Source organism: Rubrimonas sp., assembly GCF_036788415.1.
Classification (GTDB): Bacteria; Pseudomonadota; Alphaproteobacteria; order Rhodobacterales; family Rhodobacteraceae; genus Rubrimonas.
In genome coordinates, this window is sequence record NZ_DAIQNN010000002.1 from 21,083 (window position 1) to 44,088 (window position 23,006).

Sequence of the window (23,006 nt, forward strand, 5' to 3'; positions counted from 1 at the left end):
TGATGTCGCGCGATCTGTCCGGTGAGTTCCGCGCCTGGGCCGGCGTCGCGCGGTCGCTGCGCATCTACCGCCTCGACCGCGCCCATGCCGCGAGCCTGCGCCGCTTCCTGAGCCCGATGGTGCGGCCCGGCGATCTGGCGTTCGACGTGGGCGCCCATGTCGGCGACCGCGTGGCGGCGCTGCGCGCGCTCGGGGCGCGGGTGGTGGCGGTGGAGCCGCAGGCGCGGCTCGCGCGGGTGCTGCGGCTGCTGCATGGACGCGACGCGGGCGTGGAGATCGTGCGCGCGGCGCTGGGCGCGGCGGAAGGCGCGGCGGTGCTGCGGGTGAACCGCGCAAATCCCACGGTCTCGACGCTGTCGGAGGGCTTCGTCGCCGGCGCCGCGGGCGCGCCCGGCTGGGAAGGGCAAAGCTGGGACGCCGAGGAGACGGCGCCGATGACCACGCTCGACGCGCTGGCCGCGCGCTTCGGCCCGCCCGCCTTCGTCAAGATCGACGTCGAGGGGCATGAGGCGGAGGTGCTCGCCGGGTTGAGCGCGCCGCCGCCGCTCCTGTCCTTCGAAGTCGTCGCCGCGGCGCGCGCAGCGGGCGTCGCGGCGCTGGAGCGCGCGCAGGCGTTGGGCTATGGCGGCTTCCGGCTGTCGCTCGGCGAGAGCCACGCCTGGGAGACCGACTGGCTCGACGCGGCGGCGATGCGCGACCTCGTCGCGGGTCTGCCCGACGCGGCGAATTCGGGCGACGTGTACTGCCGGCCCTGAGGGCTCGGCTTGCTCTGGCGGGGGCGCGCCTGTAAGAGGCGCGCGTCGCGCTCGGGGCGGATTTCCGCGGGCCCCGGACCGTCCTGAGGAGCCCCCATGCCCCGGCCCAACCCGCGCCTCGTGATGAAGTTCGGCGGAACCTCCGTCCGCGATCTCGACCGAATCCGCAACGCCGCCGAAAAGGTCCGCGCCGAAGTCGCGCGCGGTTACGACGTGGCGGTGGTCGTCTCGGCGATGGCGGGCGAGACGAACAAGCTGGTGGACTGGGTGCGCGGCGCATCGGCGGAGCCGGGCGAGCGGGCCGCCTTCTACGACGCGCGCGAATACGACGCGGTGGTGGCCTCGGGCGAGCAGGTGACTTCGGGGCTGATGGCGCTGACGCTGCAGCAGATGGGGGTGCCCGCGCGCTCCTGGCAGGGCTGGCAGGTGCCGCTTCGGACGTCGGACGCGCATGGCGCGGCGCGGATCGAGGCGATCGAGACCGAGGCGCTCGACCGGAAATTCGAGGAAGGGCTGCACGCGGTGATCGCGGGGTTCCAGGGCGTGGCGCCCGACGGGCGGATCGCGACGCTGGGGCGCGGCGGCTCGGACACCTCGGCGGTGGCCTTCGCGGCGGCGCTGGGGGCGGAGCGCTGCGACATCTACACCGATGTCGACGGGGTCTACACCACCGACCCCCGGCTGGAGCCGCGCGCGCGCAAGCTCGACCGCATCAGCTACGAGGAGATGCTGGAGCTGGCCTCGCTCGGGGCGAAAGTGCTCCAGACCCGCTCGGTCGAGCTCGCGATGCGCTACAAGGTGCGGCTGCGGGTGCTGTCCTCCTTCGAGGACGGCCCCGGAACGCTGGTCTGCGACGAGGAGGAGATCATGGAATCCAAAGTTGTGAGCGGCGTGGCCTTCCAGCGCGACGAGGCGAAGGTGACGCTGCTCGGCGTCGCCGACCGCCCCGGCGTCGCCGCCTCGATCTTCGGCCCGCTGGCCGAGGCGGGGGTGAATGTGGACATGATCGTCCAGAACATCTCCGAGGAAGGTCTGACCGACATGACCTTCTCGACCGCCGCAGACGATCTGGCGCGCGCCAAGGCGGTGCTGGAGGCCGCCCGCGACGCGATCGGCTTCCGCGAGATCGTGGCCGATGCGGGCGTCGCCAAGGTGTCGGTCGTGGGCATCGGGATGCGCAGCCATGCCGGCGTCGCGCAGAAGATGTTCGCCGCGCTGGCGGCGGAGGGCGTCAACATCAAGGTGATCACCACCTCCGAGATCAAGGTGAGCGTGCTGATCGACCGGAAATATCTTGAACTCGCCGTGCGGGCGTTGCACGACGCCTTCGAGTTGCACGCCGCCTGAATTTCGCCCGACGCGGGAGCGGCCCGAGGAAACTGGACCATGACGCCCACCGCCGGCGTCGGGTCGCGCGCCTTGCTGCGCCGACTGCGTCAGGTGATGGCGGAGCCCGGCGACGGCCAGCAGCGGCTCGACAAGATCACCGCGATCATCGCGACCAACATGGTCGCGGAAGTCTGCTCGATCTATCTGCGCCGCGACGCGCGAACGCTGGAGCTGTGCGCGACCGAAGGGCTGCGCAAGGACGCCGTCCACAAGGCCAAGCTGCGCATCGGCGAAGGGCTGGTCGGCCAGATCGCCGCGCGCGCCGAGCCGCTCTCGACCGACGACGCGCCGAACGCGCCGGGCTTCCAGTATCTGCCGGAGACGGGCGAGGACATCTACCGCTCCTTCTGCGGCGTGCCGATCCAGCGGCTGGGCAAGATCCTCGGCGTGCTGGTGGTGCAGAACACCGCGCGGCGCGCCTACGCCGAGGACGAGATCGACGCGCTGGAAGTCGTCGCAATGGTCATCGCCGAGATGGCCGAATCGGGCGCGCTGACGGCGGGGCGCGGGATCGACCTCGCCCATCGCGGCCCGCATGTGACGCGCGCGGTCGGCGCGGCGGAGGGCGCGGCGATCGGGCCTGCGCATCTGCACGAGCCGAAAGTCGTCATCCTCAACCCCATCGTCGACGACGTCGAGGCCGAGCGGACCCGTCTGCGCGGCGCCATGGACCAGCTGCGCGAGGAGGTCGACCGGCTGCTCGAGACCGACGTGCTGAAGGCCGGCGGCGAGCATCGCGACGTGCTTGAGACCTACCGCATGTTCGCCCATGACAAGGGCTGGCTGCGCCGGCTCGACGAGGCTGTGTCCTCGGGCGTGATCGCCGAAGTCGCGGTGGAGCGGGTGCAATCGGCGGCTCGGGCGCGCATGGACCGGGTCGCCGACCCCTATCTGCGCGAGCGGCTCCACGATCTCGACGATCTCGCCAACCGGCTGCTGCGGCTGCTGACCGGGGCCGACAACACCCCGCCCCCGGAAGGCTCGATCCTGATCGGGCGCTCGGTGGGGCCGGGCGAGCTGCTGGAGTTCGGCGGGCGGATAAAGGGCGTCGCGCTCGAGGAGGGCTCGGCGGGCGGGCACGCCGCCATCGTGGCGCGCGCGCTCGGCATTCCGCTGGTGGTGCAGGCGCACGGGATCGTCGCCGAGGCCGAAAGCGGCGACCGGGTGATCCTCGACGGCGAGGAGGGCGCGGTGTTCCTGCGCCCCGAGCCGAGCGTGCTCGACGCCTTCGAGGAGAAGCTCGCGCAGGAGGCCGAAGCCCGAAAGCTCTACCGCGCCCTGCGCCGCCAGCCCGCCCGCACGCGAGACGGCGTCGAGATCTCGCTTCACATGAATGCGGGCCTCGTCTCCGACATGGGCCGGCTGGAGGAGAGCGGGGCCGACGGGGTGGGCCTTTACCGCACCGAGCTGATGTTCATGATCCGCGCCACCATGCCGGGGCGCGACGCGCAGGCCGACATCTACCGCCGCATCCTCGACGCCGCCGACGGCAAGCGCGTCGCGTTCCGCACGCTCGACATCGGTTCGGACAAGATCCTGCCCTATCTCAAGCGCCACGAGGAGGAGAACCCGGCGATGGGCTGGCGCGCCCTGCGCTTCGGGCTCGACCGGCCATGGCTGATGAAGATGCAGCTTCAGGCGCTGCTGCGCGGGGCCGGCCACCGCAAGCTGACGGTGATGTTCCCCTTCGTCTCCGAGCCGGCGGAGTTCCGCGCCGCGCGCGAGCTGCTGCTGCGCGAGCGCGACCGGCTCGCCGCCGCGGGCAAGCCCGCGCCCGAGCATCTGGAGATCGGCGCGATGCTGGAGACGCCGTCGCTCGCCTATGCGCCGGACAGCTTCTTTCGCGACGTCGATTTCCTGTCGGTGGGCGGCAACGACCTCAAGCAGTTCTTCTTCGCCGCCGACCGCGGCAACGAGCGGGTGCGGCGGCGCTACGACCCGCTCTCGACGTCCTGGCTGCGGTTCCTCGGCGACGTGGTGGCGCGCTGCGAGGCGCTGGGCGCGCCCTTGTCCTTCTGCGGCGAGGCGGCGGGGCGGCCGCTCGAGGCGCTGGCGCTCGCCGCCGTCGGCTTCCGGACGCTCTCGGTGCGGGCCTCGGCCATCGGGCCGGTGAAGCGGCTTCTGCGCAGCGTCGACATGCGCGAGGCGCGCGCCGTGGTCCGCGCCGCCATCGCCGCCGAGGACGCGTCGGCGCGCGGACGGCTGACCGACTGGGCGCGCGCGGCCGGGGCGCCGCTCTGAGCGGGAGGGCGGCGAGGCGGCGGCGCCGGCCGGCATGGGCGATGAGGACTGCGCCCTCCCTCGGGCGGGCGCTTAGGAACGACTTGGCCAAGCGGTTTATGGCGTTCAAATACTTCGACGGTTCAGCCATTTGAGGCGTTGCGATGCGCCCGCCCTGGGGGAGGGAGGGCGCGGTCCGTGCTGGTCGCACGGACCAATGGGCGAGCGACGGCCGTCCACTAGAGCGCAAGGGCCGCCGGTCGCCGAGCGTCGGCGGCGCGCCTCCCGGGGCGCGCGCAGCCCTCTCGCTCCCGCCCGTCGAAAGTCCTAAAAGCCGGACATTCGACGCGAGGACAGGCGACGCCCCGATGATGCTGCGCGACGCGACCCCGGACGACATCGACGCCATCGTCGCGATGCTCGCCGACGACCCGCTCGGGCGCGACCGCGAAGCGCCGGGCGACCCCGCCTATCGCGCGGCCTTCGACGCCATCGCCGCCCAGCAGGGCAATGCGCTGATCGTCGCCGAGCGCGACGGCGTCGTGATCGGCTGCCTCCAGCTCACCTTCCTGCCGGGCCTGTCGCGCAAGGGCCAGATCCGCGCCCAGATCGAGGGCGTGCGCGTGGCGCGGGTTGCGCGCAACGGGGGGGTCGGGGCCGCGCTCGTCGAGGAGGCGCTGCGCCGGTCGCGCGCGGCGGGCTGCGGCATGGTCCAGCTCGCCACCGACCGCAGCCGCGCGGACGCCCAGCGCTTCTACGCCCGCCTCGGCTTCGAGGCGAGCCATGTCGGCATGAAGATGATGCTCTGAATTTTCCCTCCCCTCCCGGGAATGCGCCGCCCGCTCGCGCGTTCTTTCCGCGGGCGGCGCCTGAGGCCGCCGGATGACAGGAGGATCCGATCCGATGAAGCACTTCCGCAAACTGCGCTCGGGCGTCGACCCCAAGCCCTTCCTCGACGAAATCGCGTCTGTGCCAAATGCGTGGGGTCTGTCGCAGGGCCGGCAGGAGAAGATCGCCGTGCAGCGCGAAGCCCTCGCCATCCCGCTGCGCGGCCTGCGCAAATCCGCGATCGGCGACCGCGCCCGCCGCGATGTGCACGAGAGCCGATGGACCAGCGCGTCGGCCGGGTTCCCGCGCGCCCGCGCCTTTCTGGAGAGCGTCGCCGCCGCCGAGGACGCGATCCTCGGGCGCGGCAAGATCGTCTGCCTGCCGGCGGGCCGCCGCGTCTATCCCCATATCGACCGCGGCGCCTATTACGAAGTGCGCGACCGCTATCATTTCGTGCTGCGCTCGACGCAGGGCTCGTGGATGCGCGCCGGCGACGAGGAGATGCGGATGCGCGAAGGCGAGCTGTGGTGGTTCGACAACCACGCCATGCACGAGGCGATGAACGACGGCGAGGAGGATCGCATCCACATGATCTTCGACATGCTCCCGCGCGCCCGCGCCGCGGAGGTGTTCGGCGAGACCGAAGCCGCCTGAGGCGCCGATCCGGCGCCCGAAGCGCGTCAAGGCGCGGCGGCCTGCGGGCCGCCGCCGTCTCGCGCGCGCGCCGCAAATGTTCTAGAAGGCGCGAATCCGACAGGGGACGCGCCATGCCCGACGATCTGCTGAATTCCTATCGCACCGGCCCCGACGAGAAGGGCCGCTTCGGCCTGTTCGGCGGCCGCTTCGTCGCCGAAACCCTGATGCCGCTGATCCTCGAACTCGAAGCCGAATACGCCCGCGCGAAAGTCGATCCCGCCTTTCACGCCGAAATGGACGACCTTTGGGCGCATTACGTCGGCCGCCCCTCGCCGCTCTACTTCGCCGAGCGCCTCACCGACCATCTCGGCGGTGCGAAGATCTATCTCAAGCGCGACGAACTGAACCACACCGGCGCGCACAAGATCAACAACGTGCTCGGCCAGATCCTGCTCGCCCGCCGCATGGGCAAGAAGCGGATCATCGCCGAGACCGGCGCGGGCCAGCACGGCGTCGCCACCGCCACGGTCTGCGCCCGCTTCGGCCTGCAATGCGTCGTGTTCATGGGCGCCACGGACGTCGAGCGCCAGAAGCCCAACGTGTTCCGCATGAAGCTGCTGGGCGCCGAGGTGGTCCCCGTCACCTCGGGCCGCGCGACGCTGAAGGACGCGATGAACGAGGCGCTGCGCGACTGGGTGACCAACGTCGCCGACACTTTCTACTGCATCGGCACGGTCGCCGGCCCCCACCCCTACCCCGCGATGGTGCGCGACTTCCAGTCGATCATCGGGCGCGAGGCGCGCGCCCAGATGCTCGAGCGCGAGGGGCGGCTGCCCGACAGCCTCGTGGCCTGCATCGGGGGCGGCTCGAACGCGATGGGGCTGTTCCACCCCTTCCTCGACGACAAGGAGGTGCGCATCATCGGCGTCGAGGCCGGCGGGCATGGCGTGGACGAGCGGATGGAGCATGCGGCGAGCCTAACCGGCGGGCGGCCCGGCGTGCTGCACGGCAACCGCACCTATCTGCTGCAGGACGAGGACGGCCAGATTCTGGAGGGCCATTCGATCTCGGCGGGGCTCGACTATCCGGGCATCGGGCCGGAGCACGCCTGGCTGCACGACATCGGGCGCGTCGAGTATGTGTCCGCCACCGATGCGGAGGCGCTGGAGGCCTTCCAGCTCTGCTGCCGCACCGAGGGGATCATTCCCGCTCTTGAACCCAGCCACGCGCTGGCGCATGTGACGAAGCTCGCGCCGACGCTGCCGGCGGATCATTTGATGATCCTCAACATGTGCGGGCGCGGCGACAAGGACATCTTCACCGTGGCCGAGCATCTCGGCGGCGGGCTGTGACGCAGGCGGCCGCGCGGGCCGCCCTTTCATTCGGAGGGCCCGCCGTGGCCGACTTCACCCCGGGCGACGTGGTCGTCCTGAAATCCGGTTCGATGCGCATGCTCGTCGAGAGCGTCGAGGGCGACGCCGTCTCGGTCGTCTGGGCCAATGACGGCGGCATCGGGCGCGACACGCTGCCCGCCTTCGCGCTCAACAAATGGGAGGATCGCGGCCCCCGCGAGGACCGCCCGGCCCCGCGCCCCCGGCCCCGCCGCGACGACGACGAGGGCGAGCGCCCCGCCCGCAAGCCCTATGGCGACAAGAAGCCCTACGGGGACAAGAAGCCCTATGGCGACAAGCCCTCCTACGCCGACCGCAAGCCCGCCGGGGAACGCCCGCCGCGCACCGGCATGGACGGCAAGCCCAAGCAGAAGACCTTCTACCGCAAGGACGACTGACGGCTCTGCCGTCCGTCGCGCGAGGTGCCGATGTCCCGCCTGACCGCCTGTTTCGACCGGCTCCGCGCCGAGAACCGCGTCGCCTTCGTCGCCTATGTGATGGCGGGCGACCCCGACCACGAGACGGCAATCGAGATCGCGAAGGGCCTGCCCGGCGCGGGCGTGGACGTGATCGAGCTCGGCCTGCCTTTCACCGACCCGATGGCGGACGGTCCGGCGATCCAGGCGGCGGGACAGCGCGCGCTCGCCGCAGGCGCGACGCTCCTCTCCACACTCGCCACGGCGCGCGCGGTCCGCGACGCGCACCCCGACACCCCCATCGTGCTGATGGGCTATTACAACCCAATCTACGCCCGCGGCGTGGACCGCTTCCTGAAGGAGGCCGTCGAGGCGGGCGTGGACGGCCTGATCGTCGTCGATCTCCCTCCGGAGGAGGACGAGGAGCTCTGCCTGCCCGCCGCCGCGGCCGGGCTGCATTTCATTCGCCTCGCCACCCCCACCACCGACGACGCCCGCCTGCCGCAGGTGCTGCGCAACGCGTCGGGCTTCGTCTATTACGTCTCCATCGCGGGCATCACCGGCGCCGCCGCCGCGAATGCGGCGCAAGTCGGCCCGCAGGTCGCGCGCATCAAGGCGCAGACCGACCTGCCCGTCTGCGTCGGCTTCGGCGTGCGCACCGCCGACGCCGCGGCGGAGATGGCGAAAGTCGCGGACGGCGTGGTGGTCGGCTCGGCGATCGTCTCGATGATCGGCGCGGGCGCCGCGCCCGCCGAGGTGCTGCGCTTCGTGTCCGAACTGGCGGAGGGCGCGCATGGCCGCTGACAAGGACGCCGGCTCGAGCTCCGGTTACGGCATGAACTGGCTGACCGATTATGTCCGCCCCAAGATCAACTCGCTGTTCTCGCGCCGCGAGATGCCCGAGAATCTCTGGCGCAAATGCGACGAGTGCGGGCACATGATCTTCCACCGCGAGCTCGCCGAGGCGCTCTGCGTCTGCCCCAATTGCGACCACCACATGCAGATTGCGCCGCGCGCCCGCCTCGACGCGCTGTTCGACGGCGCCGTCTGGATCGAAGTTCCCCTCAGCGATCCCGTCCCCGACCCGCTCAAGTTCCGCGACCAGAAGCGCTATCCCGACCGGATCAGGGAGGCCCGCACCGCGAGCGGCGAGCATGAGGCGATGCTGGTGGCGCGCGGCGAGATCGGCGGGCTGCAGACGGTCGTCGCCTGCCAGAACTTCGCCTTCATGGCCGGCTCGATGGGGCAGGCCGTGGGCGACGCGCTGCTGACCGCCGCCGAGACCGCGACTTCCGTCAACGCGCCCCTCGTCGTGTTTTCCGCTGCGGGCGGCGCGCGGATGCAGGAGGGGATCCTCTCGCTGATGCAGATGCCGCGCACCACCATCGCGGTGCAGCTGATGCGCGAGGCGCGCCTGCCCTTCGTGACGGTGCTCACCAACCCGACCACCGGCGGCGTCACCGCGTCCTATGCGATGCTCGGCGACGTGCAGATCGCCGAACCCGGCGCGCTGATCTGCTTCGCAGGCCCCCGCGTGATCGAACAGACCATCCGCGAGAAGCTGCCCGAAGGCTTCCAGCGCGCCGAATACCTGCTCGAGCACGGCATGCTCGACCGGGTGACGCACCGCAAGCAGATGCGCGACGAGCTCGCCCAGATCCTGCGCCTGCTGATGCGCGCCGCCCCCCGGGTGCATGGCGACCTGCCCGCCCCGCGCGAAGCGGTCGCGCCGCCGCCCGACCTCGGCGGAGCGGACGGCGCGTGAGCGCTGCGCCCGAGCGCCGGAACGGCGATCCCGACGCGATCCTCGCCCGCCTTCTGACGCTTCACCCCAAGGTCATCGATCTGACGCTCGGGCGCATGACCGCGCTGCTGGGCAAACTCGGGAACCCCGAGCGCGCCTGCCCGCCCGCGATCCACATCGCCGGCACCAACGGCAAGGGCTCGACGCATGCGATGCTGCGCGCGGGCCTCGAAGGCGCCGGCGCGCGCGTCCACGCCTACACCTCGCCGCATCTGGCCCGCTTTCACGAGCGCATCCGGCTGGCGGGGCGGCTGATCGACGACGCGGCGCTGTCGGCGCTGCTGGAGGAATGCGAGGCGGTCAACGCCGGGGCCCAGATCACCTTCTTCGAAATCACCACCGCTGCGGCCTTCCTCGCCTTCGCCCGCATCCCGGCCGACTGGCTGGTGCTGGAAGTGGGCCTCGGCGGCCGGCTCGACGCGACCAATGTGATCGACCGCCCCGCGCTGTGCGTGATCACGCCGGTCTCCTACGACCACCAGCAATTTCTCGGCGCGACGCTGGCCGAGATCGCCTTCGAGAAGGCGGGCATCCTCAAGCCGGGCGTCCCTTGCGTGGTGGGGCCCCAGACGGACGAGGCGCTGGCGGTGATCGAGGCGCAGGCCGCGCGCGTCGGCGCGCCGCTGATCGTTTCGGGCCGCGACTGGGAGGCGCGGGCGGAGGGCGGGCGGCTGGTCTTCCGCGACGAGGCGGGCCTGCTCGACCTGCCCCTTCCCAACCTGCAGGGCGCGCATCAGATCGAGAACGCCGGCGCCGCCATCGCCGCGTTGCGCGCGCTGGGCTTCGAGGAGGCCGCCTGCGCCGCCGCGGTCACGCGCGCCGAATGGCCCGCGCGGCTCCAGACCCTGCGGACGGGCCCCCTGCCCGAGATCGCGCGCTCGGCGGGCGCGGCGCTGATCCTCGACGGCGGCCACAACCTCGCCGCCGGTCAGGTGATCTCGCGCCATTTCGAGACGCTCGCCGCCCGCGCCCCCGCGCCGCTTTCGCTGGTCGTGGGCATGCTGGAGACGAAGGACGCCGAGGGCTACCTGCGCTGCTTCGCGCCGCTGGGGCCGCGCGTCTGGACAGTGGATATTCCGGGCGCGCAGGCGGGCCTTCCCGCCGCGGCGCTCGCCGAGGCCGGGCGCCGCGGCGGACTTCAGGCGCAGGCCGCGCCGGGGATCGCCGAGGCCGTTCGCGCCGCCTGCGCCGATGTCGGGCCCGGCGGGCGCGCCCTGATCTGCGGCTCGCTCTATCTGGCCGGGGCGATCCTGCGCGAGAACGGGTGACGCGGGCGGGTTTCCGCCGTTCGGCATGGGCGCTGAGGACCGCGCCCGACCTCGGGAGGGCGCTGCGCTCCGATTGCGCTAGGCGGTTTATGGCGCCAGATACTCGAACGATTCAGCTGCTTGCGCCGTGGCAATGCGCCCTCCCTTGGGGGAGGGAGGGCGCGGTCCGTGCTGGTCGCACGGACCGAGAGGCGAGCGGGGAGCCTCCGCCAATGTCCGCCACCCGCGCGAACCCACACCCTAAACGCAAACGGGCCAGCCCCCTCGGAGCCGGCCCGTCCGCGATCCTCAACCCCGCCTCAGAGCGCGGAGGTGATCCAGCTCGCGATCGCGCTCTTCGGCGCCGCGCCGACTTTCTGCGCGGCCAGCTTGCCGTCCTTGAACAGCATCAGCGTCGGGATCCCGCGCACCCCGTATTTCGACGGCGCGTTCGGGTTGTCGTCGATGTTGATCTTGGCGATCTTCACCTTGCCGTCGAACTCGCGCGCGATCTCCTCGAGCGCAGGGCCGATCTGCTTGCAGGGGCCGCACCATTCGGCCCAGAAATCGACCACGACAGGCGTGCTCGAATTCAGCACATCCGTTTCGAAACTGGCGTCCGTGACAGCGACGGTGGCCATGGCAGTCCCCCTATCAGGTTGCGGCTATGCAACCGCGAGAGGTGCGAAGCTAGGCGCCGCACCCTTCACGGTCAAGACGCGAGGCCATGCGCGTCAGCGCAGGTTCACCCGCAGCGCGGCGGCGGCGGCGAACGGCCCCATCGCCGCCGACAGCAGCGTCACCGCGCCCATCAGCATCAGCGCCCCCGACGCGTCGAGCCCGACCGCAGCCCGGTTCACCGCCTGCGCGCCGAAGACGAGCGTCGGGATCCACAGCGGCAGCACCAGCAGCGACAGCAGGAGCCCGCCGCGCCGCACCCCCACCGTCAGCGCGGCGCCCACCGCGCCGATCATGCTTAGACCCGGCGCGCCGATCAGCAGCGAGGCGATCAGCGCCCAAAAGGCCTGCGCCGGCAGGTTCAGCGTTATCGCGAGAACGGGCGCGGCGAGCGTCAGCGGCAGGCCGGTGGTGATCCAGTGCGCGACCGCCTTGGCCGCGACCGACGCCTCCACCGGCTGCGGCGCGAGCAGGATCAAGTCGAGCGCGCCGTCCTCGTAATCGGCCTGGAACATCCGGTCGAGCGACAACAGGCAGGCGAGCAGCGCCGAGGCCCAGATCAGCCCGCCGGCGATCTTGGCCAGCGTCTCGGCGTCGCGCCCGAGCCCAAGCGGGATCAGCGTGACCACGAGCAGGAAGAACCCCACCCCCATCAGCCCGCCGCCGCCGATGCGCAGGGACAGGGCGACGTCGCGCCGGATCAGCGCCAGGAAACCGCTCATCGCCAGTCTCCGGCGAGGAATTCGTCATGGTCGGGGGGCGGCGCGGGCGCGTCGGGCGCCGGCGGGCCGCCCAGACCGATCTCGGGCCCGCCTTCGAGCCCGAGCGCGACATGGGTCGCCGCGATCGCCAGCCCGCCGGCGGCGACATGGGCGCGCACCAGATCGGCGAAGATCGCCGTGGAGGCGACGTCGAGCGACACGGTCGGCTCGTCGAGCAGCCAGAGCGGGCGGTCCAGAACCATCAGCCGCGCCAGCCCCAGCCGCCGTTTCTGCCCCGCCGAGCAGAAGGCCGCCGGGAAATCGGCGATGCGCCCGAGCCCGAAGCGCTCGAGCGCCGGGCCGACCCGGACTTCGTCGGCCCCGTAGAGCGCCGCCCAGGCCGCCAGATTGTCGCGCACGCTGAATTGCGGCTTCACCGCGTCGAGATGGCCGGCATAGGCGACGCGCTCCTGAAAGCTCTCGCGGTCCCCGGTCAGCGAGACGTCGCCGAGCCGCACCGACCCGCCCTCGACGCCGACAAGGCCCGCGAGCACGCGCAGAAGGCTCGACTTGCCCGAGCCGTTGGGGCCCTTGAGCAGCGCCGCCTCGCCCGATCTCAGCCGGAAGGACAGCCCCGCGAAGACGCGACGCCCGGCGCGGCGACAGGACAGGTTCTCGACGGTCAACTCCATGGCGGCCTTGTCGCCCTGCGGGGCGCCGGGCGCAAGGGGCGGCCCCGCGCTCAGCCGAACGCCGCGCCTTCCCCCGCCTCGCCGACCCGTCCGCGCCGGTCGGCGCGCAGGGCGGCGTAGAGGACATGGGTGCGCCAGCGCCCGGCGATCTGGAGATAGCTCTGGGCGACGCCCTCGTATTTGAACCCGCAGCGCTCCAGCACGGCGCGCGAGGCGGCGTTCTCCGGCAGGCAGGCGGCCTCGATGCGGCTGAGGCCGAGCGGGCCGAAGGCGTGGTCGCGCAGCGCGCCCACCGCCTCGGTCATGTAGCCTTGCCGGGCGTGCGGCGCGCCGATCCAGTAGCCGAGCGACGCGCACATCGCCGGCCCGCGGCGGATGTTGTCGAGGGTGGCGGCGCCGAGCAGCGCGCCGTCGGACTGGCGCAGCAGGAACAGGGGCGTCGCGCGTCCGTCGGCGATGCAGCGCGCCGCCCAGCGCACGCGCTCGCGGAACGCCTTGAGCGAGAGGTGGTCGGGCGTGCGGGCGGGCTCCCACGGCGCCAGAAACGCCTCGCTCTCGCGGCGCAAGAGCGCCCAGGGCTCGAAATCCTCGATCTGGGGCGGTCGCAGCAGAAGCCGCTCGGATCGCAGCGCGAAAGCGGGACGTCGGCGGCCCAGCAGCGCCGGGATCATGCGGCCAGCCGCGCCGCGATCGCCTCGGCGCCCGGCGCGCGGGCGACCGGGCCGTAGAGCGCCAGCGCCATCGGCGCCGCCCCGCAGAGCCGCTCGGCGGCGGCGCGCGCGGCGGCGACGTCCACCGCCTCGACGCGTTCGACGATTTCCTCGAGCGTCTGAGCCCGGCCGAACAGCGCCACGCTGCGCGCCAGCCGCTCGGCGCGGTTGGACGGGCTCTCGAGCCCCATCACCATCCCCGCCTTGATCTGCGCCCGCGCCCGCGCGACTTCCTCGGCGCTCAAGGCTTCGGCGCTGGCGCGGATCTCGTCGACGACGAGGCGCGCCAGCGGCCCCATATCCGCAGCCCCCGCCCCGGCGTAGATCGTATAGGCGCCGGTGTCCTGATAGCCGCTCGCCTGCGCGAAGATCGAGTAGCACAGCCCCCGCTTCTCCCGCGCCTCCTGAAAGAGCCGCGACGACATCCCCCCGCCCAGCGCCGTCGCGAAAATCTGCGCCGCGTAGAAGGCCGGATCGCCATAGGCCGGCGCCTCGAAGGCGAGCGCGATGTGCGCCTGTTCGAGCCGCTTCACCTTGCGCCGTTCGCCGCCGGCGAACCGCGCCGGCGCCGCCGCATGGGCGGGACCCGGCGCCATGTCGCCGTAGAGCGCGCGCGCCTGCGCCACGATCTCGTCATGATCCACCGCCCCCGCCGCCGCGAGCACCATGCGCTGCGGCGCGTAATGCGCGGCGGTGAAGGCGCGCAGATCGTCGGCGGTGAAGGCGCTCACCCGCTCGGGGGGCCCGAGGATCGGGCGGCCGATCGGCTGGTCGGGATAGGAGACTTCCTGCAGCCAGTCGAAGATCACGTCGTCGGGCGTGTCGAGCGCCTGGCCGATCTCCTGCAGGATCACGCCGCGCTCGAGCGCCACATCCGCCTCGTCGAAGCGCGGCGCGCGCAGGATGTCGGCCAGAAGCTCCATCGCCAGCGGCGCGTCCTCGGCCAGCACGCGCGCGTAATAGGCGGTCGCCTCGCGGCCGGTATAGGCGTTGAGATAGCCGCCGACATTCTCGATCTGGATGGCGATGTCGGCCGCGCTGCGGCTCGCCGTGCCCTTGAACGCCATGTGTTCGAGGAAATGCGCGATCCCGTTCTGCTCCGGCCCCTCGTGCCGGCAGCCAGCCGAGATCCACACGCCGATGCTGGCCGAGCCCATGCCCTCCATGCGCTCGGTCGCGATCCGCATGCCGTTGGGCAGGCTGTCGATGCGCACGGTCATGGCCGGGCCCTTTCGCGGATGTAGCTTTGGAGTGCGGCCAGATCGTTCGGGAGCACGTCGATGCGCTCGGGGCGGTCGAAGAGGTCGGCCATGCGCGCGGGCAGGGCGGGGCGCAGGCCGCAGGCGGCCTCCACCGCGTCGGGGAACTTGGCGGCGTGGGCGGTGCCGAGCGTCACCATCGGGATCGCCCGGTCGCCGCGCGCCTGTTCGGCTGCGACCAGCCCGACGGCGGTGTGCGGGTCGATCACAAGGCCCGTCTCGCGCGCGACGCGGGCGATCATGGCCGAAGTCTGCGCCTGATCGGCTCGTCCCGAGGCGAACTGCGACCGCAGGGTCGTCGCCGCCCCCTGCCGCAGCGCGAAGCCCCCGGCCCGCAGCTCCTCCATCAGCTGGCGCACCGCCGCGCCGTCGCGGTCGTATAGCTCCCAGAGCAGCCGCTCGAAATTGGAGGAGACCTCGATGTCCATCGAGGGCGTGATGGTCGGCACCACGCCGGCCTTCTCGTGTCGCCCGGTGACCAGCGTGCGGTGCAGGATGTCGTTCTCGTTGGTCGCGATCACGAGACCCGCCACCGGCAGCCCTATCGCGCGCGCCACATGGCCGGCGAACACGTCGCCGAAATTCCCCGTGGGAACCGAAAAGGCGATCTCGCGCGCGGGCGCGCCCAGCGCCACGGCGGCGGTGAAGTAATAGACGACCTGCGCCATCACCCGCGCCCAGTTGATCGAGTTGACCGCGCCGAGCCGCATCTCGTCGCGGAAGGGCAGATCGGAGAACATCGCCTTCACAAGCGCCTGACAGGCGTCGAAGTCGCCCTCCACCGCGACGGCATGCACGTTCGGCTCGCTCGGCGTGGTCATCTGGCGGCGCTGCACCTCCGACACCCGCCCATGCGGGTAGAGGATGAACACATCCGCGGCGTCGAGCCCCCGGAACGCCTCGATCGCGGCCGAGCCGGTGTCGCCCGAGGTCGCGCCGACGATCGCCACCCGCTCGCCGCGCCGGGCGAGCACCGCGTCGAACATCCGCCCGATCAGCTGCATCGCCACATCCTTGAAGGCGAGGGTGGGGCCGTGATGCAACTCCAGAATCCAGTCGGACGGGCCGATCTGAACCAGCGGACAGCGCGCCGGGTGGTCGAAGGCGGCGTAGGCGCGCCCGACGATCTCGCGGAATTCCACCTCCGAGAAGGCCTCGCCCACGAAAGACCGCATCACCGCGACGGCGACTTCCTCATAGCTCAGGCCGGAGAAGCCCCCGATGGTCGCCGCATCCAGTTGCGGCCAGCTTTCGGGCAGGTAGAGCCCGCCGTCGCGGGCGAGGCCGGCCAGCATCGCCGCCTCGAAGGACAACTCCGGGGCCGCGCCCCGCGTGCTCACATAGCGCATCGCGCACTCCTCTGACGGGGGGAGGGTCTAGCGCGGCGCGGCCCTCTGCGCCAGACGCGCCGGCCCGGGACGCCGTCAGGGCGCGGCGCCGACGCATGGACAGCCGGCGCGCCCCCGGCTACATGCGGAGGTCGCTGCGGGCGGGCGCGCGCGGCGCAGGATCGCGGAGCAGTTCATGACGTCTCTCAACGACATCCGCTCGGGCTTTCTGAGCTACTTCGCCCGGCATGGCCACGAGGTCGTGCCGTCCTCGCCGCTGGTCCCACGCAACGACCCCACGCTGCTCTTCACCAATGCGGGGATGGTTCAGTTCAAGAATCTGTTCACCGGGGTCGAGAAACGCGACTTCGTCCGCGCCGTCACCTCGCAGAAATGCGTCCGCGCCGGCGGCAAGCACAACGACCTCGACAATGTCGGCTACACCGCGCGCCACCACACCTTCTTCGAAATGCTGGGCAATTTCTCCTTCGGCGACTATTTCAAGGAGATGGCGATCCCGCTCGCCTGGGACCTGATCACCAAGGAATTCGGCCTGCCCGCCGAGAAGCTGCTCGTGACCGTCTATCACGACGACGACGAGGCCGCCGACATCTGGCGGAGATACGCCGGCCTTTCGGACGACCGCATCATCCGCATCGCGACGTCGGACAATTTCTGGGCGATGGGCCCGACCGGCCCCTGCGGCCCCTGCTCGGAGATCTTCTACGATCACGGCCCGCACATCGCCGGCGGCCCGCCCGGCAGCCCGGACGAGGACGGCGACCGCTTCATCGAGATCTGGAATCTCGTCTTCATGCAGTTCGAGCAGATCGACGAGATGCGGCGCGAGTCCCTGCCGCGCCCCTCGATCGACACCGGAATGGGGCTCGAGCGCATCGGCGCTGTGCTGCAGGGCAAGCACGACAATTACGACACCGATCTGATGCGCGCCCTGATCGAGGCCTCGGCCCATGCGACGAGCGTCGAGCCGGACGGTCCGGGCCGCATCCATCATCGCGTGATCGCCGACCATCTGCGCTCCTGTTCTTTCCTGCTCGCCGATGGCGTGACGCCCTCCAACGAGGGCCGAGGCTATGTTTTGCGCCGCATCATGCGCCGCGCCATGCGCCACGCGCATCTCCTCGGCGCGCAGGACCCGGTGATGTACAGGCTGGTCCCGTCGCTGGTGCGTCAGATGGGGCAGGCCTTCCCCGAACTCGCCCGTGCGCAGGCGATGATCGAGGAGACGCTGCGGCTCGAGGAAACCCGCTTCCAGACCACGCTCGACCGCGGTCTGCGCCTGCTCGACGACGCGCTCGACGGCCTGCCCGACGGCGCCGAGTTGCCCGGAGAGACCGCCTTCCGCCTCTACGACACTTACGGCTTCCCGCTCGATCTGACGCAGGACGCGCTGCGCGAGAAGGGCCGCGGCGTCGATCTCGCGGGCTTCGACGCGGCGATGGCGGCGCAGAAGGCCAAGGCGCGCGCGGCGTGGTCGGGCTCGGGCGAGGCCGCCGACGGCGCGATCTGGTTCGACCTGCGCGAGGAGGTCGGGCCGACCGAGTTCCTCGGCTACGAGACTGAGACCGCCGAAGGCGTCGTGCGCGCGCTGGTGGCGGAGGGCGCGCGCGTCGGGTCCGCTTCTGTCGGGGCGACCGTGCAGATCGTGCTCAACCAGACGCCCTTCTACGCCGAATCCGGCGGCCAGGTCGGCGACGCGGGCGAGATCGTCACCCAGACGGGCCGCGCCCGCGTCGCGGTCACGCGCAAGCGCGCGGGCGATCTGTTCGCGCATGAGGCCGAAGTGGTCGACGGCGAGATCGTGCAGGGCGAAAGCGCGCGGCTGGTCGTCGATCCCGCCCGCCGCGCCGCGATCCGCGCGAACCACTCGGCGACGCATCTGCTGCACGAGGCGCTGCGCGGGGCGCTCGGCGATCACGTCGCGCAGCGCGGCTCGCTGGTCGCGCCCGACCGGCTGCGCTTCGACTTCGCCCATTCCGAGGCGATGCGCCCCGAGCAGATCGCAGCCGTCGAGGCCGAGGTGAACGCCTATATCCGACAGAACGACGCGGTGACGACCCGCCTGATGACGCCCGACGAGGCGCAGGCGATGGGCGCCCGCGCGCTGTTCGGCGAGAAATACGGCGACGAGGTCCGCGTCGTGGCCATGGGCGCCCGGCCCGCGGGCGAGACCGGACCCGCCGGGCGCGTCTATTCGCTGGAGCTGTGCGGCGGCACGCATGTCGCGCGCACCGGCGAGATCGGGCTGATGGCGGTGACCGGCGAGAGCGCGTCGTCCGCCGGGGTCCGCCGCATCGAGGCGCTGACCGGGGCGGCGGCCCTTGAGCATCTGCGCGCGCAGGATCGCCGCCTCGGAGAAGCGGCGGCGTCGCTCAAGGTGCGGCCAGAGGACGTGTCGGACCGCGTGCGCGCGCTGCTGGAGGAGCGCCGCGCGCTGCAGAACGAGCTCGCCGATCTGCGCCGCAAGCTCGCCATGGGCGGGGGCGGCGGCGAGGCCCCTGCGGCGGCGCGCGAGATCGGCGGCGTGGCGCTGGTCGCCCGCATTCTCGACGACGTGTCCGCGAAGGAGCTGCGCGGGCTGATCGACGCGCACAAGGCGCAGCTCGGCTCGGGCGCGGTGGTGCTGATCGCGCGCGCCGACGGCAAGGCGGCGATCGCGGCGGGCGTCACGCAGGACCTGACCTCGCGGGTCTCGGCGGTGGACCTCGTTCGGGCCGCGGCGGAGGCGATGGGCGGCAAGGGCGGCGGCGGGCGGCCCGACATGGCGCAAGCCGGCGGCGCCGACCCTGACCGCGCCGAGGACGCGCTGCGCGCCGTCGAAGCCGCGCTGGCGGAGCGCGCCGAAGCCTGAAGGCCGAACGACGCTGCGCCATGCGGCGGCGGCGGGGCGGGTCTGCGCGCGCGGACTGTCACAATACCGTCGCGCGTCTTGCGGAAAACCCGCGCGCATCCCATGATGTGTCTAGACACGCCTGTCTCTGTCTCGACTGCCTCATGGAGAAAGCCATGCTCGATGTGATTGTCGCCGCCCTCCGCGGCGCCTGGGCTGCGGCGTCCGCCGCGCAGGCGCGCCGGAGGGACATCGCCGCGCTGCGCGCCATGGATGCGCGCGCCCTGTCGGATCTGGGCATTGAGCGCGCCCAGATCGTCGCCTATGTGGACGGTCGCCTCGCCCGACCCGCCCCGAGGCCGCGCCGCGCCGCGCCCCCCGTCCTGCGGCTGGTGCGCAGCGCCTGACCGCCCGCGCCGGCCCCTCGCGAGGGGCTTGCGCGCGCGTCCCGAATCTCTATAAAGCGCCGCACTGGATGCGGGCGTAGCTCAGGGGTAGAGCACAACCTTGCCAAGGTTGGGGTCGTGAGTTCGAATCTCATCGCCCGCTCCAGGTGATTTGCCAAACGCGATGACTGCCGGACGTGAAGCGGGCTCCTTTCGGGGCCCGTTCCGTTTCGCGGCGGGAGATTTGCGCCCGACGACTTGAAGGCCTCACGCCAGCAGCGCCAGCGTCCGGAACGCCGTCATGTCGTCGAAGACGCAGATCTCGGGCGGGCCGACTGCGACGCGCGGCGCAGCCGCGATCAGCCGAGCGCCGGTCGCGGCGAGCGCCGTGTCGAACGCCTCGTGGTCCGCAGGGTGCGACAGCGCGTAGGCGAGCGTGACGTGAAACCGATAGCTCGCGTGGCCGGGGCGGTCGGCCAGACCGGTCGCGGCGGCGAGCGCGTCGCGGAAGGCGCGCAGCCGCGACTCCTCCTCCGCCGTCGCGCCTTCGAGCGTCACGCCGATTCCGCCGCCCGACGCCGCGATCCCGGTCGGGCGCAGCGCGAAGGGCGGGGGCGGGGCGATGGGCGCCGTGCGCACGGCTTCGAGAAACCACGCGTCGGCGTCGGCCTCGGCGGCGTCTTCCGGCAGCGCTTCGGGCCAGACGCCGGGGCTTCGGCGGCTGTGCAGCAGGCCGTCGAACAGCGTCATGTGCCAGGAGGACGGCGGCAGCCAGGCGAAGCACGCCCCGCCGGGCGCCGCCGCCAGCGCGTCGCGCGCCGCGACCAGCGCGTCGAAGACCGGGCCGGGGCGGATATGGCCGATCACCGTGCACCCGGAGCAGCGCAGCGCGCGCCCCTCGGCGTCGAAGCGAACGCCCAGATAGGGCGGAGGGGCTTTCACAGCCGCGCGCCGGTCTCGGGGTGGAACAGGTGCAGGTCTTCGGGATCGGCGGTCACGCTGGCCGCGTCGGCTGGAATCTCATAGGCGGCGTCGAGGCTCACCACGAAATCCGCCGCGCCGAGCCGGCCATGGGCGAGCCGCGTCGCGCCGAGCTCCTCCACCGTGTCGATGCGGAACGGGAGGCCCTCGCCCGCCCTCCCGAGCCGCGCCTTCTCGGGCCGCAGGCCCACGGTCGCCGGCCCCGCGACGCCGTTGCGCGTCAACGGCGCCGCGCCGCCCTCCACATGCGCCGCGCCGCCCTCGACCGTCGCCGGAAACAGGTTCATCGCCGGCGCGCCGATGAAGCTCGCCACGAAAGTCGAGGCGGGGCGGTCGTAGACCTCCTTCGGCGCGCCGATCTGCTCGACCCGGCCCTCGTTCAGCACCACGATCCGGTCGGCGAGCGTCATCGCCTCAACCTGGTCGTGCGTGACATAGACCGCCGCCACGCCGATCCGCCGCTGGAGCCGCCGGATTTCGAGCCGCATCTGGGTGCGCAGCTTCGCGTCGAGATTGGAGAGCGGTTCGTCGAACAGGAAGATCGCAGGGTGGCGCACGATGGCGCGCCCCATCGCGACGCGCTGGCGCTGGCCGCCCGAAAGCTGCGCGGGCTTGCGCGGCAGATACTCGCCGATCTGCAGAAGCGCCGCCGCCTCGCGCACCCGCGCGTCGATCTCGGCCCTGGGCGTGCGGCGGTTGCGCAGGCCGTAGGCGAGATTGTCGTAGACGCTCATATGCGGGTAGAGGGCGTAGTTCTGGAACACCATGGCGATGTCGCGGTCGGCGGGCTCGACGTCGTTGACGACGCGTCCCGACAGCCGGATTTCGCCTTCGGTGGCCTTCTCGAGCCCCGCCACCATGCGCAGGAGCGTCGACTTCCCGCAGCCGGAGGGCCCGACGAAGACTGCGAATTCGCCTTCGCCCACCGCGATGTCGACGCCCTTCACCGCGAGATGGCCGTTGGGGTAGCGCTTCACCGCGCGGACGATCTCGAGCGTGGACGTCATTTCTCGGTCTCCACGAGGCCCTTCACGAACATGCGCTGGAACAGCACCACCACGAGCACCGGCGGCAGCATGGCGAGGATCGCGAGCGCCATCGCGTCCTCATAGGCGGGGATGTTGGACTCGACCCAGACCTGCATGATCTGGCGGATGCCGCGGACGATGGTGAAATAGCCCTCCTGCGTCGTCATCAGCGTCGGCCAGAGATACTGGTTCCAGCCCACCACGAACATGATGATGAAGATCGCCGCGATCATCGTGCGCGACAGCGGGATCAGGATGTCGATCAGGAAGCGCCACCAGTTGGCCCCGTCGATCCGCGCCGCCTCGAGCAGCTCGTCCGGCACGGATTTGAAGAACTGGCGGAAGAAGAACGTGCCTGTCGCCGAGGCGATCAGCGGCACGATCAGGCCGGTATACGTGTTGAGCAGCCCCAGCCCCTGCACGACTTCGTAGGAGGGCAGGATGCGCACTTCGAGCGGCAGCAGCAGCGTGAGGAAGATCAGCCAGAAGCACGCGACGCCCAGACGGAAGCGGAAATACACGATGGCGTAGGCGGCGAGGATCGACACGACGATCTTGCCGACGGCGAAGCCCAGCCCCATGACCAGCGAATTCGTCATCATCAGCACGCCGTTCACGGTCTTGGTGAAGCCCGAGCCCTCGAACATCGCGCGGGCGTAGGTTTCGACGCCGTTCGGCCCGATGCTCCATTGCAGTCCTTCGCGGTGGATCACGATGCGGTCATGCGTCGAGGTGGCGAAGGCGAGCAGCACGGGGCCCATCATCAGCGCGACGCCGATCAGCAGCACCGAATGGTTGTAGATCGCGCTCCAGCGGAGTTTAGGCATAGTGCACCCGCCGGTCGATGAAACGGAACTGGATCACGGTCAACGCGAAGACCGCGAGCATCAGGATCACGGATTGCGCCGAGGAGCCGCCGATGTCCTGCCCGCGGAACCCGTCGAGGAACACCTTGTAGACGAGCGTCACCGGGCTGTTGCCGGGGTTGCCCTTCAGCATCACGTCGATCACGCCGAAGGTCTCGAAGAAAGCGTAGGTGATGTTGATCACCAGCAGGAAGAAGGTCGTCGGCGCCAGCAGCGGAAAGACGATGGTCCAGAAACGGCGCGCGGGCGAGCGGCAGTCGATCGACGCCGCCTCGCGCAGCGCGTTCGGGATGCCCTGCAGGCCCGACAGGAAGAAGATGAAGTTGACCGGGATCTGCTTCCACGTCGCGACGATGGTCATGGAGACGGCGGTGTCCCAGTAGTTCACGCCGATCCGCATCTCCCAGCCGAACAGGGCGAAAAAGTCGACGATTGGGCCGACATGCTGGTCGAACATCATCACGCCGATCAGCCCGGCCACGGGCGGGGCGATGGCGTAGCCCCACATCAGAAGCGTCTTGTAGGGGCCCTGCCCGCGCAGCACCGCGTCGGCCGAGACGGCGAGCGTCAGCGCGATGGCGAGCGAAAAGAAGGCGACCGCCGCCGAGAACCCCAGCGTGAACCATGCCGAGCGGACATAGTCGGAGCGCGTGACGGCGTTGAGGTAGTTGTCGAAGCCCACGAAGATCGCGCGACCGAAGAACGGATCCTCGAGGTGGAAGGAGGACCAGACCGCCTGCGCCGATGGCCAGAGGAAGAAGACGAGCACGATCGCCATCTGCGGCAGGAGCAGCAGGATGGGGACGGCGAAGCCGTCGAAGCAGACCTTCTTCATGCGCG

22 protein-coding genes and 1 tRNA gene are annotated in these 23,006 nt (G+C 71.3%); 13 read left to right on the top strand and 10 right to left on the bottom strand.

Annotated features, from left to right (window positions below; genetic code table 11):
* Window positions 1–2 precede the first annotated feature (2 nt).
* The 10 genes from V7Q31_RS00860 to V7Q31_RS00905 all read left to right on the top strand — a co-directional run bounded on the left by V7Q31_RS00860 (window position 3) and on the right by V7Q31_RS00905 (window position 10,707).
* Window positions 3–755: an FkbM family methyltransferase gene (locus V7Q31_RS00860; protein ID WP_333831770.1), complete on the top strand. Its 753-nt coding sequence runs from the start codon at window positions 3–5 to the stop codon at window positions 753–755.
* Window positions 756–851: 96 nt separating this feature from the next.
* Window positions 852–2,102, top strand: coding sequence for an aspartate kinase (locus V7Q31_RS00865; RefSeq protein WP_333831771.1), 1,251 nt, complete (start codon window positions 852–854; stop codon window positions 2,100–2,102).
* Window positions 2,103–2,141: 39 nt separating this feature from the next.
* Window positions 2,142–4,385: a phosphoenolpyruvate--protein phosphotransferase gene (ptsP, locus tag V7Q31_RS00870; RefSeq protein WP_333831772.1), complete on the top strand. Its 2,244-nt coding sequence runs from the start codon at window positions 2,142–2,144 to the stop codon at window positions 4,383–4,385.
* A gap of 347 nt (window positions 4,386–4,732) precedes the next feature.
* The gene (locus V7Q31_RS00875; protein WP_333831773.1) at window positions 4,733–5,173 is read left to right on the top strand and encodes a GNAT family N-acetyltransferase; all 441 of its coding nucleotides are present in this window, start codon (window positions 4,733–4,735) and stop codon (window positions 5,171–5,173) included.
* A gap of 94 nt (window positions 5,174–5,267) precedes the next feature.
* Complete coding sequence (locus tag V7Q31_RS00880; RefSeq protein WP_333831774.1) at window positions 5,268–5,846, top strand: aspartyl/asparaginyl beta-hydroxylase domain-containing protein; 579 nt, start codon at window positions 5,268–5,270, stop codon at window positions 5,844–5,846.
* A gap of 113 nt (window positions 5,847–5,959) precedes the next feature.
* Window positions 5,960–7,180 carry a tryptophan synthase subunit beta gene (trpB, locus tag V7Q31_RS00885; protein ID WP_333831775.1) on the top strand — a complete coding sequence of 407 codons (1,221 nt, stop codon included), beginning with the start codon at window positions 5,960–5,962 and terminating at the stop codon, window positions 7,178–7,180.
* A 44-nt stretch (window positions 7,181–7,224) separates the two neighbouring features.
* Window positions 7,225–7,617 carry a hypothetical protein gene (locus V7Q31_RS00890; protein WP_333831776.1) on the top strand — a complete coding sequence of 131 codons (393 nt, stop codon included), beginning with the start codon at window positions 7,225–7,227 and terminating at the stop codon, window positions 7,615–7,617.
* 30 nt (window positions 7,618–7,647) lie between these two features.
* On the top strand, window positions 7,648–8,439 hold the full coding sequence (trpA, locus tag V7Q31_RS00895; protein WP_333831777.1) for a tryptophan synthase subunit alpha: 792 nt from the start codon (window positions 7,648–7,650) through the stop codon (window positions 8,437–8,439).
* A gap of 31 nt (window positions 8,440–8,470) precedes the next feature.
* On the top strand, window positions 8,471–9,400 hold the full coding sequence (gene accD, locus V7Q31_RS00900) for an acetyl-CoA carboxylase, carboxyltransferase subunit beta (RefSeq protein ID WP_333831851.1): 930 nt from the start codon (window positions 8,471–8,473) through the stop codon (window positions 9,398–9,400).
* The gene (locus tag V7Q31_RS00905) at window positions 9,397–10,707 is read left to right on the top strand and encodes a bifunctional folylpolyglutamate synthase/dihydrofolate synthase (protein WP_333831778.1); all 1,311 of its coding nucleotides are present in this window, start codon (window positions 9,397–9,399) and stop codon (window positions 10,705–10,707) included. The genes accD and V7Q31_RS00905 overlap by 4 nt, the downstream gene beginning before the upstream one ends.
* 299 nt (window positions 10,708–11,006) lie before the next feature.
* Here the strand turns inward: V7Q31_RS00905 and trxA are convergent, their stop codons facing one another.
* The 6 genes from trxA to thrC form a co-directional block, all read right to left on the bottom strand.
* Window positions 11,007–11,327: a thioredoxin gene (trxA, locus tag V7Q31_RS00910; protein WP_333831779.1), complete on the bottom strand. Its 321-nt coding sequence runs from the start codon at window positions 11,325–11,327 to the stop codon at window positions 11,007–11,009.
* Between the two features lie 93 nt (window positions 11,328–11,420).
* Complete coding sequence (gene ccmB, locus V7Q31_RS00915) at window positions 11,421–12,086, bottom strand: heme exporter protein CcmB (protein ID WP_333831780.1); 666 nt, start codon at window positions 12,084–12,086, stop codon at window positions 11,421–11,423.
* Entirely contained in the window at window positions 12,083–12,757 is a 675-nt protein-coding gene (ccmA, locus tag V7Q31_RS00920) for a heme ABC exporter ATP-binding protein CcmA (protein ID WP_333831781.1), read from the bottom strand. The genes ccmB and ccmA overlap by 4 nt, the downstream gene beginning before the upstream one ends.
* Before the next feature lie 50 nt (window positions 12,758–12,807).
* Entirely contained in the window at window positions 12,808–13,428 is a 621-nt protein-coding gene (locus tag V7Q31_RS00925; protein WP_333831782.1) for a GNAT family N-acetyltransferase, read from the bottom strand.
* Entirely contained in the window at window positions 13,425–14,687 is a 1,263-nt protein-coding gene (locus tag V7Q31_RS00930) for a M16 family metallopeptidase (protein WP_333831783.1), read from the bottom strand. The genes V7Q31_RS00925 and V7Q31_RS00930 overlap by 4 nt, the downstream gene beginning before the upstream one ends.
* Window positions 14,684–16,075: a threonine synthase gene (gene thrC / locus V7Q31_RS00935; protein WP_333831784.1), complete on the bottom strand. Its 1,392-nt coding sequence runs from the start codon at window positions 16,073–16,075 to the stop codon at window positions 14,684–14,686. Before thrC ends, V7Q31_RS00930 begins: the two co-directional genes overlap by 4 nt.
* 175 nt (window positions 16,076–16,250) lie before the next feature.
* Between thrC and alaS the strand changes: the two genes are divergently transcribed.
* The 3 genes from alaS (at window position 16,251) to V7Q31_RS00950 (ending at window position 19,457) form a co-directional block, all read left to right on the top strand.
* Window positions 16,251–18,926, top strand: a complete 2,676-nt coding sequence (alaS, locus tag V7Q31_RS00940) for an alanine--tRNA ligase (RefSeq protein WP_333831785.1) — start codon at window positions 16,251–16,253, stop codon at window positions 18,924–18,926.
* Between the two features lie 155 nt (window positions 18,927–19,081).
* Window positions 19,082–19,312 (top strand): DUF1127 domain-containing protein, encoded by a 231-nt coding sequence (locus tag V7Q31_RS00945; protein WP_333831786.1) that lies wholly within the window; start codon window positions 19,082–19,084, stop codon window positions 19,310–19,312.
* 70 nt (window positions 19,313–19,382) lie between these two features.
* A tRNA-Gly gene (locus V7Q31_RS00950) sits at window positions 19,383–19,457 on the top strand.
* Between the two features lie 101 nt (window positions 19,458–19,558).
* Here V7Q31_RS00950 and V7Q31_RS00955 read toward each other — a convergent pair.
* From V7Q31_RS00955 to V7Q31_RS00970, 4 genes are read right to left on the bottom strand one after another with little or no spacing between them, the layout of a single operon-like run.
* On the bottom strand, window positions 19,559–20,233 hold the full coding sequence (locus V7Q31_RS00955) for a DUF1868 domain-containing protein (RefSeq protein ID WP_333831787.1): 675 nt from the start codon (window positions 20,231–20,233) through the stop codon (window positions 19,559–19,561).
* Window positions 20,230–21,279: a sn-glycerol-3-phosphate ABC transporter ATP-binding protein UgpC gene (gene ugpC / locus V7Q31_RS00960; protein ID WP_333831788.1), complete on the bottom strand. Its 1,050-nt coding sequence runs from the start codon at window positions 21,277–21,279 to the stop codon at window positions 20,230–20,232. The genes V7Q31_RS00955 and ugpC overlap by 4 nt, the downstream gene beginning before the upstream one ends.
* Complete coding sequence (locus V7Q31_RS00965) at window positions 21,276–22,127, bottom strand: ABC transporter permease subunit (protein ID WP_333831789.1); 852 nt, start codon at window positions 22,125–22,127, stop codon at window positions 21,276–21,278. Before V7Q31_RS00965 ends, ugpC begins: the two co-directional genes overlap by 4 nt.
* A complete protein-coding gene (locus V7Q31_RS00970) occupies window positions 22,120–23,001 on the bottom strand; it encodes an ABC transporter permease subunit (protein WP_333831790.1) in 882 nt (293 codons plus the stop codon). Before V7Q31_RS00970 ends, V7Q31_RS00965 begins: the two co-directional genes overlap by 8 nt.
* Window positions 23,002–23,006 lie beyond the last annotated feature (5 nt).

Bases quoted from the DNA above. Each gene is read 5' to 3' on its own strand.
- V7Q31_RS00860 (WP_333831770.1), top strand. From the start codon at position 3: ATGTCGCGCGATCTGTCCGGTGAGTTCCGCGCCTGGGCCGGCGTCGCG.
- V7Q31_RS00865 (WP_333831771.1), top strand. From the start codon at position 852: ATGCCCCGGCCCAACCCGCGCCTCGTGATGAAGTTCGGCGGAACCTCC.
- ptsP (WP_333831772.1), top strand. From the start codon at position 2,142: ATGACGCCCACCGCCGGCGTCGGGTCGCGCGCCTTGCTGCGCCGACTG.
- V7Q31_RS00875 (WP_333831773.1), top strand. From the start codon at position 4,733: ATGATGCTGCGCGACGCGACCCCGGACGACATCGACGCCATCGTCGCG.
- V7Q31_RS00880 (WP_333831774.1), top strand. From the start codon at position 5,268: ATGAAGCACTTCCGCAAACTGCGCTCGGGCGTCGACCCCAAGCCCTTC.
- trpB (WP_333831775.1), top strand. From the start codon at position 5,960: ATGCCCGACGATCTGCTGAATTCCTATCGCACCGGCCCCGACGAGAAG.
- trpA (WP_333831777.1), top strand. From the start codon at position 7,648: ATGTCCCGCCTGACCGCCTGTTTCGACCGGCTCCGCGCCGAGAACCGC.
- accD (WP_333831851.1), top strand. From the start codon at position 8,471: ATGAACTGGCTGACCGATTATGTCCGCCCCAAGATCAACTCGCTGTTC.
- trxA (WP_333831779.1), bottom strand. From the start codon at position 11,327: ATGGCCACCGTCGCTGTCACGGACGCCAGTTTCGAAACGGATGTGCTG.
- ccmB (WP_333831780.1), bottom strand. From the start codon at position 12,086: ATGAGCGGTTTCCTGGCGCTGATCCGGCGCGACGTCGCCCTGTCCCTG.
- ccmA (WP_333831781.1), bottom strand. From the start codon at position 12,757: ATGGAGTTGACCGTCGAGAACCTGTCCTGTCGCCGCGCCGGGCGTCGC.
- V7Q31_RS00925 (WP_333831782.1), bottom strand. From the start codon at position 13,428: ATGATCCCGGCGCTGCTGGGCCGCCGACGTCCCGCTTTCGCGCTGCGA.
- V7Q31_RS00930 (WP_333831783.1), bottom strand. From the start codon at position 14,687: ATGACCGTGCGCATCGACAGCCTGCCCAACGGCATGCGGATCGCGACC.
- thrC (WP_333831784.1), bottom strand. From the start codon at position 16,075: ATGCGCTATGTGAGCACGCGGGGCGCGGCCCCGGAGTTGTCCTTCGAG.
- alaS (WP_333831785.1), top strand. From the start codon at position 16,251: ATGACGTCTCTCAACGACATCCGCTCGGGCTTTCTGAGCTACTTCGCC.
- V7Q31_RS00945 (WP_333831786.1), top strand. From the start codon at position 19,082: ATGCTCGATGTGATTGTCGCCGCCCTCCGCGGCGCCTGGGCTGCGGCG.
- ugpC (WP_333831788.1), bottom strand. From the start codon at position 21,279: ATGACGTCCACGCTCGAGATCGTCCGCGCGGTGAAGCGCTACCCCAAC.
- V7Q31_RS00965 (WP_333831789.1), bottom strand. From the start codon at position 22,127: ATGCCTAAACTCCGCTGGAGCGCGATCTACAACCATTCGGTGCTGCTG.
- V7Q31_RS00970 (WP_333831790.1), bottom strand. From the start codon at position 23,001: ATGAAGAAGGTCTGCTTCGACGGCTTCGCCGTCCCCATCCTGCTGCTC.